This is a genomic window from Microbacterium sp. ProA8, from assembly GCF_039905635.1.
In the GTDB taxonomy this organism is placed as follows: Bacteria; Actinomycetota; Actinomycetes; order Actinomycetales; family Microbacteriaceae; genus Microbacterium; species Microbacterium chionoecetis.
In genome coordinates, this window is record NZ_CP157000.1 from 609,792 (window position 1) to 624,507 (window position 14,716).

Consider the following 14,716-nt stretch of genomic DNA (forward strand, 5'->3'; position numbering starts at 1 on the left):
CGCCTTCACCGATAGGTGCATCGGGCTTCTGCCCTTTTCGTGCGGTGGCGCGCTCAGGCGATGCGGGCGAGATCGGGCGAGGTGACCTCGTCCGCCAACTCCCCGGTGCGCACGAAGCGCTGCACCTCGGCGACGACGTGATGTCCGATGCGTCGCAGTTCGTTGCCGATCGACCCCGCGATGTGAGGCGTGAGCGTCGCCCCCGGAAGGGAGAAGAGCGGATGCCCCGCCGGCAGAGGCTCGGGATCCGTCACATCGAGCACGGCTCGAAGCCGATCGGCGCGCAGCTCGTCGACCAGCGCCTCGGTGTCGACGAGCGAGCCGCGCGCCGTGTTGATGAGGGTGGAGCCGTCGGCCATGAGGGCGAGCTCGTCCCGGCCGATCATGCGGTAGGTCTCGGGCAGCGCCGGCGCGTGGATCGTGACCACCTGCGAGCGGGCGAGAAGCTCAGGCAGCGAGACGAGTTCCGCCCCGAGCTCGGCGGCCTCCACGGCGGACAGCGAGGGATCGACGAGCAGGCACTCGATGTCGAAGGGCTGGAGCAGTTCGAGCACCCGCCTGCCGATCCTCGACGCGCCGATCACCCCCACGGTGATGCCGAACGCGCCCACGTCGCCGCGTGGACGGGCGGCGAGCATGTCCTGGGTGCGCTGGAAGTCGTGAGCCGAGCGCAGCACGTCACTCGCGCTGAGCAGGATGGTCGCGAGGGTGTACTCCGCGACGGGCACGGCATTCGCGCCGGCAGCACTGGACACGCGGATGCCGCGCTCCCAGACCGCCCCGGTGACGAGGCGCTTCACCGAGCCCGCGGCGTGCACCACGGCACGCAGTCGCGGCCAGTTGGCGAGCACCTCCTCGTCGAGTCGCGGGGCGCCCCAGCCGGTGATGAGGATCTCGGTGTCGGCGGTCGACGCCGGAACGGCGGGGAGACCGGGGGTGAGCACCGACTCGTGCACGGCGACGACGCCGTCGAGATCGCGGCGTGCGCGGGCGCCGAAGAGGTCGTCCGCGAGCTGCGGCGACTCCATCGCGAGCAGCGCCTTCGGGCGTGACTCGGGGTTCACGCACGCACCCCGTCGGCCGGCACGACATCGACGGCACCGTCACTCCAGCGCACCGTGACGCGATCCGCCGCGATCTCGATCTCGGGCGGATTCTCCAGATCGAGAGTGCGCTCGGCGCCGAGCGCCACGAGCGCTGCGACGACGTCGCCTTCGGCGGCGGGCGCAGTGCCACGGGCCCACGGTGTGACGGAGCCGGCGGCGAACGGGTCGCCGCCGACGCGGTGGGCGATGCCTTGCTGCTCCATACCGCGCACACCGATGACGGCCGACGCCGCGCCGTCGTCGCGGGCCGCCGTGGAGGCCGCCGTCGCCCTCCATCGCCCGTCGTGCACGGGAAGCGCCCAGCCGCCGATGCGGAACGACCAGGGCCCGTCCGCTTCGGGCCACGCCGCGTCGAGGTCGTCGATCGCCGACGGCTGCGGGGCGGGCGCCACGGCGTTCCACCACGCCAGCCTGAGCTCAGCGACTCCATGCACGACCGACGCCACGGTGACGCGCGGTCCCCGACGAAGCGCCGCCCATCCCGCGACGTCGGCGGACGCGCCTGCCGTGGCGGGGGTGTCCAGCCAGTGCACCCGCGAACGCGAGACCGCGACGCGGTCGCCCAGGTGGACACGCTCGATGCGGTCACGGTGGGAGGGCGCGCCGTCGGCGTCGAGCAGTGCGACGTGCGATTCGAGCGGCTCGGCGACCCCTCCCAGCGACAGGTCGGGGGAGGTCGCCGTCGAGTACCCCAGCCGGTGGTAGAAGGGATTGTCGGCGCGGACCCCACCCGCGGGGCCGCGGAACCCGTCGGAGCCGTGGTTGAGCACGCGCGCGATCCCGTCGGCCTCGGAACGGACCACCAGCCAGCCCGGCGCCGAGAGCGAGCGCACGCTCACCGACGCGGTCGAGCCGGGAGCGGCAGCCTCCGCCGCAGCGGACCACTCGGGGTGCTGCTCGGGCAGGAGGAGGCCCATCATCCCCTTGCTCGCCCAATAGGTCGATGACGAGCCTGTGTATGCCTGGCGCAGTGCGCGGAACTCCCGGTGCCAGCCGATCGAGAGCAGCCCGCGCTCGTCGATCGCTCCGCCGTCCACGAAGTGGTCGAGAACCGCGTCGGCCAGCACTCGCGTGGCAGCTGTCGGCAACGGCGTCTCGCCGGCGATCGCCCCCGCCCAGAACGGGGCGAGCGTGGCGAAGCGATAGGTGAGTGAGCGGCCCTGGAAGAGGGGAGCGCCGGTGCCCCCCACGAGGTCGCCGGCCTGCTCGAGGAACGCGCGCAGGCGTTCACGGTGGACCTGGGAGAGGTCCTCACCGAGGATGCGCGCCTGGAAAAGCGGGTACACGTGCCACGCCCAGCCCGCGTAGTGGTCGAAGCTCTGCTGCGAGCCGTCCGGTCCGGCGCCGTCCGAGTACCAGCCGTCACCGCGATAGAGGCTCTCCTGGATCTCGGTGTTGCGATCCAGGTCGTCCTGGCGCCACGGGCCTCCGACCGACCGCAGGAAGGTCTCGATCACCGTCTGGAACCACGTCCAGTTGTTCGTGTAGCCGCTGGTCCCGACCACCCCGGCGAGCCAGTCCACCGTGCGCTCCTGCACCGCCGGATCGAGCTGCTCCCAGAGCCACGGACGGGTCTCCGACAGCAGGATCGCGACGGATGCGGCCTCGGGTACCGCCTGTCGACGCTCCGCGATGGAAGGCCAGCGCTCCGCGTGCGAGGGGTCGGTTCCGGCCGAGAGGCCGCGCGCGTAGCGCTCGATCAGGCGCGCCGGGTCGTCCCCGTCCGCGCCGCGGGTGCGGAAGGCGGCGAGCAGGCCGGTGCGGGCGAACCCCTCGAGTCCGTCGCTCCACCGCCCGGAGGCGCTCGCCGGGCCCGGCAGCACGATGAGCGAACCGCTCGGGGAGGCGTACGGGCTGACGCTCTCGAGCAGCCGGTCCGCGAGAGCCTGCCAGCGGTCTCGTCCTGTCGTCGTCGCCACTTCGGGTTCCCCGTACGTCATCGTCACGCGTCGATCGTGCACTACGATCCTGTAGCCATCGGCCCTTTCGGACAATTCCGATCAGGATCGGCCAACGGAACAGCCTGCGACGAACGGACTTCGCACCATGACGGGACACAACTCGCTGCCGAGGACACGTCACGAACATCTGCTGCGGCAGGTGGCACTGCATGGCAGCGTCAGCGCCGCCGACGTCGCCGCAGAGCTCGGCGTCTCGCAGGTCACGGTGCGTCGCGACATCGTGGAGCTTGAGAAATCGGGCAAGCTCGCCCGGGTGCACGGCGGTGCGATCGCCGTCGGCGCCCCCGCGATCCCGCAGGCCGCGCGTACCAACGTCGGCGTGGTCGTCCCGGGTTCCGTCAGCCACTATCCCCAGATCGTGCGCGGAATGGATGCGGCATCCCACGGCGTCCGCACGCGCGTGGTGCTCGCGACGTCGCAGTACCGGGAGGATCTCGAGCAACGGCAGGTCGAACGCCTGATCGAGATCGGCGTGGCCGGGATCGTCTTCGCACCGACGATGCGCAATCGCACCGAGGCCGAGCTGGCGGAGTGGGTGAGCACCATTCCGGTGCCGGTCGTGTTCCTGGAGCGACGGCTGGAATCCACCTCCCTTGCCGTGTACGACAGTGCTCGCACCGACCATGAGCGCGGCGCCGAACTCGCCGTCGAGCATCTCGCGCGGCTGGGTCACACGGCGGTGGGGCTGGCGCTCTTCGATCGCACCCCCACCGCCCCCCTGGTGCGCGATGGACACGGCGCCGCCGTGGCTCGGCTCGGCCTCGACCGGGCGCCGTCGGTGGCCCTGCCCAAGGGCGAGGGCGACGGCGATCCGCTCGACGCCGCGCTCGTGGCGTTCCTCGAGGCCTGTCTCGCGGCAGGGACGACGGCGGTGCTGGTGCACACCGACGTGCATGCCGCCCGGCTGGTCGAGCTGGCGATGGATCGCGGCATCCGGGTGCCCGACGACCTCGCGGTCGTCGCCTTCGACGACGACACCGCGGGGCTCGCGATGGTTCCGCTGACGAGCGTCACGCCGCCCGGGCGCGATCTCGGCCACGAGGCGATGCGGATCCTGACCGAGCGGATCGCGGCACCTGACCGAAGCGCCAGTGCGGCCCGGCACATCACGATGCTGCCCCGGTTGACGGTGCGGGAGTCGTGCGGGGCGCACGACTGATCGTTTTTGTCCGCTTGCTCATCGCCGGCCTGAACGCCGACCTACATTGTCTCTGCACAGCCCCCGGTGCACGTCCGCCGGGTGGGCGACGAGAGGCAACGAGCAAGGAGGCTCCGATGACAACCCGAGCAATCACCAGTGCCGCCAGGTCTGCGGCGCGGCGAGGCGCACTCACCGCGGGGGCTTTCCTCGCGGTCGGCAGCCTCGCTGTCCTCACCGGCTGTTCCGGCGGAGGCGCCGAGCCCGCAGCTACGGCGGACCCGGACGAGAAGGTCACCCTCAACTTCGCATGGTGGGGCGATGCCAGCCGCGCGGAGCGGTACGAGGCGGCGATCGACCTCTTCGAGGAGCAGAACCCGAACATCACCATCCAGACCAGCTTCGCGAGCTTCGGCGACTACTGGACGGCGCGCAACACCGAGGCTGCGAGCCGAACCCTTCCCGACGTGTTCCAGATGGACCTCGCCTACCTCGCCGAGTACGGCGGGTTCGGCCATGTGCTGCCCCTCGACGAGTACCTCGGCGAGACCATCGCGACAGACGGCATCGAGACGTCGCTCGTCGAGGCGGGCGCCGTCGACGACCAGATCTTCGGCCTCGCATCGTCGAGCAGCACGCTCGCGACGCTCTTCAACGGCCCGCTGCTGGAGGAGTTGGGCGTCGAGGTGCCCGAGGGACAGCTGACGTGGGACGAGTACGACGACCTTCTGGCGGAGGTGTCCGCCGCCGGGGCCTCCGGCGACCCGGTGGTGTACGGATCGCTGGACTACACCCAGTACTTCTGGCTGTTCCAGATCTGGCTCGGGCAGCAGGGGCTGTCGTTCATCGAAGACGGTGAGCTCGGCTTCGACCAGGAGGATCTGGCCGACTGGTGGTCGCGCAGCGCCACGATCCACGAGTCGAGCGGCGCGATGCCGGCCGAGCGGCAGGCCCAGTTCGAGGGCGTCGACGCGCTCGGCGCCGCCGAGATCGCGAGCGACATCAGCTGGGCGAACTTCCTCCCCCGCTTCAGCGAAGGCCCGGCGGCGCCCGAGCTCTCGCTCGCGATGCCGCCGTACGACGACGAAGACAACACGGGCATGTTCCTCAAGCCCGGGCTCATGCTGTCGATCGGCACCAACAGCGAGCACCCCGCACAGGCGGCCGCGTTCATCGACTTCCTGGTGAATGATCCGGAGGTCGGCGCGATCTTCGGGATGTCGCGGGGCGTGCCGGCCTCCGCGACCGCAGCCGAGGGCATCGAGGCCAGCGGGCTGGACGAGCAGATCCTCGCGTACCAGGACTCGGTGGCCGACAAGCTCGACGGGCAGGCGCCGCCCGCCGTCCAGGGGCTGGGCACGCTCGAGCAGACGTTCGTGGCGATCAGCCAGGACGTCGCGTATGGGGCGGCCACGCCCGCCGAGGCCGCCGAGCGCTGGTTCGGCGAGGCCGAGAACGCACTGAAGTGACCGCGACGCGGGCGGCGTGCACGGATGCACGCCGCCCGCGCCACCCGGGAGAGGCAACGCCATGACCGTCGACACACTCGCTCCACCGGCACCGCCGGAACAGGTGACACCCCCTCCGACGCCACGCCGGCACCGACGGCGGTGGGAGGACATCCGCGCAGGGTACGTCTTCCTGGCGCCGTGGCTCATCGGCTTCCTCGTCCTGACGGCAGGGCCGATGGTGGCGTCGCTGTACCTCGCCTTCACCGACTACAACCTGTTCAGCCCGCCCCAGTGGGTCGGGTTCGACAACTTCGTGCGGCTGTGGAGCGATCCCGACTACCTGCAGGCCTGGAAGGTCACGGCTGTCTACGTGCTCGTCGGCACGCCGCTGAAGCTCGCGGCGGCGCTCGGGGTCGCCCTCATCCTCAACGCGGCGTTCCGGGGCAGCGGGTTCTACCGGTCCGCGTTCTACCTGCCCTCGCTGGTCGGGGCATCCGTGTCGATCGCCGTCGTCTGGAAGGCCATGTTCATCGACGACGGCCCGGTCGACAGCATCCAGCAGTTCTTCGGCTTCCCGGCCGGCGGCTGGGTGGGCGATCCGGACAAGACCATGCCGATGCTCATCCTGCTGGCCGTATGGCAGTTCGGCGCTCCCATGGTGATCTTCCTCGCCGGTCTCAAGCAGGTGCCCCACGAGCTGTACGAGGCGGCGTCCGTCGACGGCGCCGGACCGATCCGGAAGTTCCGGGCGATCACGATCCCGATGCTCTCGCCCGTCATCTTCTTCAACCTGCTGCTCGAGACGATCAACGCCTTCCAGGTGTTCGCCTCCGCCTTCATCATCTCGGGCGGAACAGGCGGGCCCGCGCGCTCGACGCTCTTCTACACCCTGTACCTCTACTTCCGCGGATTCCGCGACTTCCAGATGGGATACGCATCGGCCATGGCCTGGATCCTGGTGCTCGTGATCGCCTTCATCACGGTGATCTTCTTCCGCAGCTCCAAACTCTGGGTCCACTACGCAGGAGATGAAGGACGATGAGCGCGACGCAGCTGCTCGTGACCGCCGATCGCGGCCGACCCCGCTCCCGTGACCGGCGCCGGTGGACGCTCAAGGAGCTGGTGTTCCACGTCATCGTGCTGGCGATCCTCGCGGTCATCCTGTACCCCGTGGCGTGGATGCTGCTGTCGACCCTCAAGCCGTCGTCGCAGATCGTCGGCAACGCCCAGCTCCTGCCGCGCGAGCTCACGACGGCGAACTACGAAACGGCGCTCAGCGGGATCGGCGGCGTCTCGTTCTGGACGTTCTTCCAGAACTCGACGATCCTCGCCGTGCTGTCGGTGATCGGGGTCGTCCTGTCGTCCGCGCTCGCCGCGTACGCCTTCGCGCGGATCGACTTCCCGGGCCGCGCCGCGTACTTCGGCCTGATGATCGGGACGCTGCTCCTGCCGTTCCACGTCGTGATCATCCCGCAGTACATCATGTTCAACGCGTTCGGCATGGTGAACACGTTCACGCCGCTCCTGCTCGGCAAGTTCCTGGCAACGGAGGCGTTCTTCGTCTTCCTCATGGTGCAGTTCATGAGGGGCCTCCCGCGCGAGCTCGACGAAGCCGCCCGCATCGACGGCGCGGGCCACTACCGCACGTTCTGGTCGATCATGCTGCCACTGCTGAAGCCCGCGCTGGTGACGAGCGCGATCTTCACATTCATCTGGACGTGGAACGACTTCTTCGGTCCGTTGCTGTACCTGAAGGATCCGGACCTCTACACGCTTCCGATCGCGCTGCGGCTGTTCGTCGATCAGAGCTCGTCGGCTGACTACGGCGGGCAGATGGCGATGGCGGTGCTGGCCCTGATCCCGGTCTTCCTCTTCTTCCTCATCTTCCAGCGGTATCTCGTCGACGGCGTCGCCACACAGGGGCTGAAGGGCTGATGCGATGACCTCCACCAGAGCTGTTCCGCCCGCCGCCGGCAGGCGCACGCCGCCCACCGGGGCGCAGCGCGTCGCAGCGGCCATGTCGAGCCGCGGCCTGGCGCTCTTCTCCGAGACGATCGTCGTCAGCCTCGCGGTCGCCGTGCTCGCGATTCCCGCCGTCACGGCACTGCCGGCCCTGGCCGCCGGTGCGGCGCACTTCCGCCGCCACGTCGAGGGGGAGGCGGACTCGCTCGCCGAGCTCGGACGCGACTTCCTTCGGGCGCTCCGGCGCGGCTGGCTGTGGGGTCTCATCGCGGCCGCCGGATTCGCGGCGATCTCGGCGACCCTCACCAGTCCGATGATCTCGGCGATGCCAGGTGGGGAGGCGTTCCGCTGGGCGTCCGGCCTGCTCGGCGCGGGAGGCGCCGTCGTCCTTCTTCGTGCGACGGCGCGCTGGAGGCCGTCGTCATCCTGGAGCGCCCTCATCCGCGATGCTGCCGGCGAATCGGCGCGCGACATCACGGGCTCGCTGCTGCTGCTGCTCGCTCTCGCCCTCACGGGAGTCGTCGTCTGGATGTTCGCACCGCTCGTCGTCCTGGTGCCCGGAATGCTCGTCCTCGCTGCCCGTGCGGTCGTCGCCCGTTCCCACTGACGATCGGCCGTCGCCGGCGTCCGCCGAGGTGACGCTCGAGGACGTCGCGCGCGCAGCCGGTGTGTCGCAGTCGACCGCTTCGCGGGTGCTCAACGGCTCTGCACGGCGGGTCCTGCCCGAGAACGAGTCGCGCGTGCGCGCAGCAGCAGCGCGTCTCGGGTACGTGGTGGACCTCCGCGCGCAGGCCACAGCGGGTCGCCTGTCCAACGCCGCGATGGTCGTGGTGGACTCGTTGCGGGATCCCGTCGCGATGCAGATCGCGGCGGGCCTCTACGCGCAGGCGGACATCGAGGGCTACGCGGTCTCGGTGACCGCTTCCCGTCTCGACGGCGCGCGGGGTGCCGACCTGGTGAGGATGCTGCGTGGACAGCGACCGCGCGTGATCTTCGTCGTGGCGCCTCGAGGCACCGCCATCGCCCGCTGTGTCCGGCAGGAGCTTGCGCTCTACCGTGCCCACGGCGGCCTTCCCGTCGTGATCGGAGAGGACGATGCCACCGCCGACCTCGGCGATGCGGATGCCGCATTCGCCCGCGGGCGAGAAGCGGCCGCGCGGACGCTCGCCGTCGGGCACTGACCGATTTTGTCCGATTGATCAGCGCGGCCGACGGGCGCGCCTAGTTTCGGTGTCGGTCGGGGCCAGCGACGGCTCCGCGGATTCATCGAGGAGTCATCGCCATGGACATCAGTCGTCGAACACTGCTGCAGTCGACGGTCGCCGCCGGGGTCGCCGCCGCTTTCGCGTCGGGATCGCCCTCCGCCGCCGGCGCCGCACCCGTCGTGCGCGGCGCCTTCGGGCAGCCCGTCGCGCAGGCCCTGACCGGGCACGGCCCGATCCCCCTCAGCTGGCTGGAAGGCGGCACCCCCGCCCAGCTCGTGGCGGGCACCACGTGGGGCGTGCCCTGGCCGCGCGGCGCGCTCAACCCGGATCAGGCCTTCGCCCTGGTCTCGCAGACCGGCGAGTCCGTGCCGGTGCAGAGCTGGCCCACGGGCTGGTGGCCCGACGGGTCCGTGAAGTGGACGGCCCACGCGGTCAGCGGTGCCTCCGGCCGTGCTGCGGGCTACACACTGCAGCCGGGCACGCCTGCAGCACCGGCATCCGCCATCACGATCGACGACAACCCGGGCCGCGTGATCGTCGACACCGGGGTCGTCCGCGTCGAGTTCCCGAAGCAGGGGCCGAACCTCATCGCGGCCATCCGGCGCGGCGACGCGGTCATCGCGCAGGACGGCCGCCTGGTCGCCTCGCGGCAGGACGGCCCCGACACCGACGGCGCCGAGAAGGTCGCCCGCGAATGGTTCAAGAGCGAGGTGTCCGAGGTGAAGGTCGAGCAGGCGGGCCCGGTCCGCGCGGTGGTGCGCGTCACCGGCAGCCACCGGAAGGGAAACCGCAGCTGGCTGCCGTTCGACGTCCGCTTCTACCTGTATGCCGGGTCGGATGGCGTCCGCGTCGTGCACAGCTTCGTCTTCGACGGCGACGAGAACGCGGACTTCCTCACCGGCCTCGGCTTCCGCTTCTCGGTGCCGCTGTCGGCGCAGCTGCACGACCGGCACATCCGGTTCGCGGGCGAGGGTGCCGGCGTCCTCGGGGAAGCGGTCCGGGGCATCACCGGCCTCCGGCGCGATCCGGGCGCAGCGGCGCGCGCCGCGCAGATCGCCGGCACGTGGACGCCGGATCCGGCGACGTGGGACCAGCGGGTGACGAGCCGGCTTCAGTGGATCCCCGCGTGGGGCGACTACAGCCTCAGTCAGCTGACGGCGCAGGGCTTCGAGATCCGCAAGCGCACCTCGTCGGGGCACTCCTGGATCCGCGTCGACTCCGGGCGGCGCGCGCGCGGTCTCGCGTACGTGGGCAGCCCCGCCGGCGGCCTGGCGTTCGGCATGCGCAACTTCTGGCAGCTGCACCCCACCGAACTCGAGATCTCGGGCGCGGGCACCGATGTCGCCACCGCGACGACCTGGATGTGGTCGCCGAAGGCGGACGCGATGGACCTGCGGTTCTACCACGACGGACTGGGGCAGGACACGTACCCCGAGCAGCTCGACGCCCTCGAGATCACCTACGAGGACTACGAGCCGGGCTTCGGGTCGCCGTACGGCACGGCCCGCACCACCGAGCTGAGCTTCTGGGCCCTGGGCGCCACCCCGACGGCCGCGGACTTCAGTGCGCTCGCCGACGCCAATGCGACGCCGCCGCTGCTGGTGAGCTCTCCCGAGCACAACCACTCCGCCGGCGTGTTCGGCGCGTGGGCGCCGGTGGACCGGTCGAACCTCGCGAAGGTCGCCATCGAGGACAAGCTCGCGTTCATGCACCAGCATTACGTCGAGCAGGTCGACCAGCGCTCCTGGTACGGATTCTGGGACTATGGCGACGTCATCCACGAGTACGACCGCGACCGGCACGTCTGGCGGTACGACATCGGCGGCTACGCCTGGGACAACTCGGAGCTGAGCACCGATATGTGGCTCTGGTACCACTACCTGCGGACAGGGGATGCCACGGCCTTCCGCTTCGCCGAGGCGATGACGCGGCACACCGGCGAAGTCGACGTCTACCACCTGGGCAAGTTCCGCGACCTGGGCACCCGGCACGGAATCATGCACTGGGGCGACAGTGCGAAGCAGCAGCGCATCAGCAACGCCGGGTACCGCCGCTTCTACTACTTCCTCACTGCGGACGAGCGGGTGGGCGACCTGATGCGCGACCTCGTCGACGCCGACAAGACCTTCATGGTGCTCGACCCGATCCGCAAGATCCGCACGGACGTGTACGACCCGCAGCCCGACGCGCTCGCGGTGGGCACCACGACCGACTGGGGTGCCCTGGCGCTGGCGTGGCTCGCGGAATGGGAGCGCAACGGCGACCCGCTCGCACAGGCGAAGCTCATCAACGGCGCGAAGACGATCGCGGCCCTTCCGAACGGATGGGCACAGGGCGGCAGCATCCGGTACAACCTCGCGGACGGCACGTTCAGCGGACCGAGCGAGCAGAGCGTCTCGGTGGGCTCGCTCGGCTCGGTCTTCGGCCTGATCGAGCTCATGACCGAGCTGATCGAGCTCATCGACGACCCGGAGGTGACCGAGCAGTGGGTGACGTTCTGCCGCCTCTACAACGGCACATCCGCGGAACAGCGGGAGGCCACGGGCGTCTCGTGGGGGAGTCAGAACCTGCGCCAGGCGTACTCGCGGGCGACGGCGTACGCGGCGCACCGGCTCGGCGACGTCACCCTCGCGCAGCGCGCGTGGCGCGAGTTCCGCACCGGGCACGCCGGCTACCCCGAGAGCCTGGCGTTCACGGCGACGCGCATCGATGGACCCGCCGTGCTCAATCCGGTCGACGAGGCGCCGTTCAGCACCAACGCCAGCGCCCAGTACGGCCTGGCCGCGATCCAGAACCTCGCACTCGTCGGCGACCACATCTGATGGGGGAGTGACCATGCTCGCGAACATCAGCGGAATGCACCTGATCCTGCTGCTCGTCGTCATCCTGCTGGTCTTCGGAGCGGCGCGGCTTCCGGCGCTGGCCAAGGGCGTCGGCCAGTCGGTGCGCATCCTGAAGACCGAGACGAAGGACCTCGCCGACTCGTCGGGGAGCGATGCCTCGCGCCGGGAGGGCTGACGGCCAGGGCCGCCGTGAGTGGCACTGACGCGCGGAATCCGGATGCCGATGCCCTCGGCATCCGGATTCGCTCGCCGCTCGCTCGATCGTCGAAGCGCATAACTTCCGCGTGGAGGTTTCTGCTACTCTGACTGCGGGCGACATCGGATGCCCCGCTCTGCGTACGAAAGGAAGGTCGACGTGGCCCTGCCAGAAACCTCGGTCCAGCTCTACACACTCGCTGCGGAGTTCACCGCAGACATGAAGGGGTCGCTCGACAAGCTCGCCGCGATCGGACTGCGCAACGTCGAGGCGTTCGACTTCGTGCGTCGCCCCGATGAGATTCGCGCCGCGCTGGACGCGTCGGGGCTCGCCTCGCCCACCGGCCACGCGCCGCTGCTGTCGGATGAGCTCTGGACTCCCGACGGATCCATCCCCACGCCCGCCCCCGAGGTGGTCTTCGAGGCGGCCGCGAAGGTCGGTCTGAAGACCGTCATCGACCCGTTCGTCACGCCGGAGCGCTGGTTCACGCTGGAGGGCGTCACCGACATCGCCGACCGCCTGAACGTGCTCGTCGACAAGGCGGCCGAGTTCGGCCTCGAGGTGGGCTACCACAACCACGCCCAGGAGTTCGTGGCGGACTTCGACGGTCAGACCGCGTACGAACGCTTCGTCTCCCTCACCGACGAGCGCGTCGTGCTCGAGCTCGACCTGTACTGGGCGCTCGTGGGCGGTCAGGATGTCCCCGCCCTCGTGTCCCGGCTCGGGAACCGCCTCGTCGCGGTGCACGTGAAGGACGGCATCGCCCCGGCGAGCAACCCGTTCGCCCCGGGAGCCGGCGAGTTCGGCTCAGACACCCTCGACCAGCGCCAGGCCGGCGGCGGAGACGTGCCCCTCGCGGACGCGCTGCGTGCGGCATCCGCCCTCCAGTACGCCGTCATCGAGTACGACAACAACCCCGGCGACGACGTCTTCGCCGACATCGCGGCGAGCTACGCCTTCCTCATCGAGGGTGGGTTCGCCCGATGAGCGCGGTCGGTGTCGGCATCATCGGCGTGGGTGTCATCAGCGACACCTATCTCTCGAACCTGTCGTCCTTCCCGGACGTCGAGGTGCTCATCGTCGGCGACCTGCTGCTCGACCGCGCCCAGGCGCAGGCCGAGAAGCACGGCGTCCCCGCGTTCGGGTCCGCCGAGGACGTCCTCGCCCACCCGGGCGTCGATCTCGTCGTGAACCTCACGATCCCCGCGGTGCACGTCGAGGTGTCGCGCGCGGCCATCGCCGCCGGGAAGCACGTGTGGACCGAGAAGCCGCTGGGGCTCGACCGCGAAGGCGCCGCCCTGCTGCTGCGCGAGGCGGAGGACGCGGGCCTGCGGGTCGGCTCCGCCCCCGACACGCTGCTGGGCCCGGGCTTCCAGGCTGCACGGCGCGCGATCGAGGACGGACTCATCGGCCGTCCGCTGTTCGCGTTGACGACCTTCCAGACGCAGGGACCGGACCTCTGGCACCCGAGTCCGGCCTTCCTGTTCGCCGACGGTGCGGGACCGCTTCTCGACATGGGGCCGTACTACTTCTCGGCGCTCGTGAGCCTGCTCGGCCCCGTCGACCGTGTCGCCGCCGTCGGCACGAAGGCACGCGAAGAGCGTCAGATCCACACCGGCCCGAACGCGGGGACCACGTTCGTCGTCGAGGTGCCGTCGACGATCCAGATCATCACCGCGTTCGAGCAGGGCGCACAGGCGCAGAGCCTGCTGAGCTTCGATTCCGCGCTCGAGCGTCATGGCGTCGTCGAGATCCACGGCACCGAGGGCACCATCGTGATCCCCGACCCGAACCAGTTCACGGGTCGCATCGCGTACGTCAAGCCGCTGGGTGTGATCCGCGACGGCATGTCGTTCGAGCAGGAGTGGATCGAGATCGCGCACGAGGACGTCCAGGTCGGACGCGGTCTCGGCGCACTCGACATGGTGCGCGCGATCGCCGAGGAGCGGCCGCACGTCGCCTCCGGCGAGCTCGGATTCCACGTGCTCGACATCCTGCTCTCCGCGCAGGAGTCCGCCGCGACCGGCACGACCGTCGTCGTCGAGAGCACCGTCGCACCCGTGCCGCTGCTGCCCGCGGGCTTCGATCCCTTCGTCGCGACGCTCTGAGCATCGCCGCACCCAGACCGCGGGTCCGCCGGCCACCGTGCCGACAGGCCCGCGGTCTCGCGGTGTCGGCGGTCGCAGACTGCGTCAGCGGGGAGAGCCGCCGCGGAGCAGGCGGTCAAGCATCTCCAGTGCCGCCTCGTGGTCGACCGTCGCGTCGAGCAGCCACTGCGTCTGCAGGCCGTCGGAGGCGGCGATCACGAGAGCGGCGACGAGCGTCGGGTCGAGATCAGCGCGGAGATGACCGGATGCCTGCAACCCGCGCACCTGCTCCGCCATGTCGTGGCGGAGTCGCGTGAAGCGATCGGTGGCGAACGCCTGCGCGGCGGGATGGTTGTCTTCGAGGGCCATGGCGACCAGCGTCGAGTAGAGCTGCACGAGGCCGGGGATCGAGCGGTTCTCCTCGGCCGACACCCGCATGGCCATGGCGGGGCTCGAGTCCGGCGGCGAAGCCGCCTTCGTGGCGCCGGCCTTGCGCTCGGACTCGCGATAGACCGCGACGAGCAGTTCTTCGAGCGAGCCGAAGTAGTGGGTGAGCGCGGCGTGCGTCACCCCGACCTCCTCGGCGATCGCACGCAGACTCGTCTTCTGGGAGCCGCGCCGGGCGAACACCTCGATCGCCTTGTCGAGGATCTCCTGGCGCCGCGCGATGCCCTTCGCATAGCGACCCTTGCTGCGAGGGGCATCGTCGGGCGTCGCGGTCATATCCCGATGATACCGAGCGCAGGGCGAAAAACCTCCAACCGGAG

The 14,716-nt window shown here is 70.3% G+C and carries 13 protein-coding genes; 10 read left to right on the plus strand and 3 right to left on the minus strand.

Features of this window, described 5'->3' with window-relative positions; translation table 11 throughout:
- Positions 1-53: 53 nt before the first annotated feature.
- Both ABG085_RS02705 and ABG085_RS02710 read right to left on the minus strand, forming a co-directional pair.
- Positions 54-1,064: a hydroxyacid dehydrogenase gene (locus ABG085_RS02705; protein WP_347977911.1), complete on the minus strand. Its 1,011-nt coding sequence runs from the start codon at positions 1,062-1,064 to the stop codon at positions 54-56.
- Positions 1,061-3,046 (minus strand): DUF2264 domain-containing protein, encoded by a 1,986-nt coding sequence (locus tag ABG085_RS02710; protein WP_347979266.1) that lies wholly within the window; start codon positions 3,044-3,046, stop codon positions 1,061-1,063. The genes ABG085_RS02705 and ABG085_RS02710 overlap by 4 nt, the downstream gene beginning before the upstream one ends.
- A gap of 106 nt (positions 3,047-3,152) precedes the next feature.
- Here ABG085_RS02710 and ABG085_RS02715 point away from each other — a divergent pair, with 106 nt between their 5' ends.
- The 10 genes from ABG085_RS02715 (at position 3,153) to ABG085_RS02760 (ending at position 13,970) form a co-directional block, all read left to right on the plus strand.
- Positions 3,153-4,226 carry a substrate-binding domain-containing protein gene (locus tag ABG085_RS02715; protein WP_347977912.1) on the plus strand — a complete coding sequence of 358 codons (1,074 nt, stop codon included), beginning with the start codon at positions 3,153-3,155 and terminating at the stop codon, positions 4,224-4,226.
- Between the two features lie 116 nt (positions 4,227-4,342).
- Complete coding sequence (locus ABG085_RS02720; RefSeq protein WP_347977913.1) at positions 4,343-5,674, plus strand: ABC transporter substrate-binding protein; 1,332 nt, start codon at positions 4,343-4,345, stop codon at positions 5,672-5,674.
- Positions 5,675-5,735: 61 nt separating this feature from the next.
- The gene (locus ABG085_RS02725) at positions 5,736-6,698 is read left to right on the plus strand and encodes a sugar ABC transporter permease (RefSeq protein ID WP_347977914.1); all 963 of its coding nucleotides are present in this window, start codon (positions 5,736-5,738) and stop codon (positions 6,696-6,698) included.
- Positions 6,695-7,591, plus strand: coding sequence for a carbohydrate ABC transporter permease (locus tag ABG085_RS02730; protein WP_347977915.1), 897 nt, complete (start codon positions 6,695-6,697; stop codon positions 7,589-7,591). The genes ABG085_RS02725 and ABG085_RS02730 overlap by 4 nt, the downstream gene beginning before the upstream one ends.
- A 4-nt stretch (positions 7,592-7,595) precedes the next feature.
- Positions 7,596-8,225: a hypothetical protein gene (locus ABG085_RS02735; protein ID WP_347977916.1), complete on the plus strand. Its 630-nt coding sequence runs from the start codon at positions 7,596-7,598 to the stop codon at positions 8,223-8,225.
- A gap of 28 nt (positions 8,226-8,253) precedes the next feature.
- On the plus strand, positions 8,254-8,799 hold the full coding sequence (locus tag ABG085_RS02740; RefSeq protein ID WP_347977917.1) for a LacI family DNA-binding transcriptional regulator: 546 nt from the start codon (positions 8,254-8,256) through the stop codon (positions 8,797-8,799).
- 101 nt (positions 8,800-8,900) lie between these two features.
- On the plus strand, positions 8,901-11,645 hold the full coding sequence (locus ABG085_RS02745) for a Tat pathway signal sequence domain protein (RefSeq protein ID WP_347977918.1): 2,745 nt from the start codon (positions 8,901-8,903) through the stop codon (positions 11,643-11,645).
- Positions 11,646-11,658: 13 nt separating this feature from the next.
- Positions 11,659-11,841, plus strand: a complete 183-nt coding sequence (tatA, locus tag ABG085_RS02750; RefSeq protein WP_347979267.1) for a twin-arginine translocase TatA/TatE family subunit — start codon at positions 11,659-11,661, stop codon at positions 11,839-11,841.
- A gap of 180 nt (positions 11,842-12,021) precedes the next feature.
- The gene (locus ABG085_RS02755; RefSeq protein WP_347977919.1) at positions 12,022-12,849 is read left to right on the plus strand and encodes a sugar phosphate isomerase/epimerase; all 828 of its coding nucleotides are present in this window, start codon (positions 12,022-12,024) and stop codon (positions 12,847-12,849) included.
- A complete protein-coding gene (locus tag ABG085_RS02760; RefSeq protein ID WP_347977920.1) occupies positions 12,846-13,970 on the plus strand; it encodes a Gfo/Idh/MocA family oxidoreductase in 1,125 nt (374 codons plus the stop codon). Before ABG085_RS02755 ends, ABG085_RS02760 begins: the two co-directional genes overlap by 4 nt.
- 84 nt (positions 13,971-14,054) lie before the next feature.
- Here ABG085_RS02760 and ABG085_RS02765 read toward each other — a convergent pair whose 3' ends face one another.
- Positions 14,055-14,672, minus strand: coding sequence for a TetR/AcrR family transcriptional regulator (locus ABG085_RS02765; protein WP_347977921.1), 618 nt, complete (start codon positions 14,670-14,672; stop codon positions 14,055-14,057).
- Positions 14,673-14,716 lie beyond the last annotated feature (44 nt).

Coding starts and splice junctions, on each gene's coding strand:
- ABG085_RS02715 (WP_347977912.1), top strand. CDS start 3,153: ATGACGGGACACAACTCGCTGCCGAGGACACGTCACGAACATCTGCTG.
- ABG085_RS02730 (WP_347977915.1), top strand. CDS start 6,695: ATGAGCGCGACGCAGCTGCTCGTGACCGCCGATCGCGGCCGACCCCGC.
- tatA (WP_347979267.1), top strand. CDS start 11,659: ATGCTCGCGAACATCAGCGGAATGCACCTGATCCTGCTGCTCGTCGTC.
- ABG085_RS02765 (WP_347977921.1), bottom strand. CDS start 14,672: ATGACCGCGACGCCCGACGATGCCCCTCGCAGCAAGGGTCGCTATGCG.
- ABG085_RS02710 (WP_347979266.1), bottom strand. CDS start 3,046: ATGACGTACGGGGAACCCGAAGTGGCGACGACGACAGGACGAGACCGC.
- ABG085_RS02760 (WP_347977920.1), top strand. CDS start 12,846: ATGAGCGCGGTCGGTGTCGGCATCATCGGCGTGGGTGTCATCAGCGAC.
- ABG085_RS02720 (WP_347977913.1), top strand. CDS start 4,343: ATGACAACCCGAGCAATCACCAGTGCCGCCAGGTCTGCGGCGCGGCGA.
- ABG085_RS02725 (WP_347977914.1), top strand. CDS start 5,736: ATGACCGTCGACACACTCGCTCCACCGGCACCGCCGGAACAGGTGACA.
- ABG085_RS02735 (WP_347977916.1), top strand. CDS start 7,596: ATGACCTCCACCAGAGCTGTTCCGCCCGCCGCCGGCAGGCGCACGCCG.
- ABG085_RS02745 (WP_347977918.1), top strand. CDS start 8,901: ATGGACATCAGTCGTCGAACACTGCTGCAGTCGACGGTCGCCGCCGGG.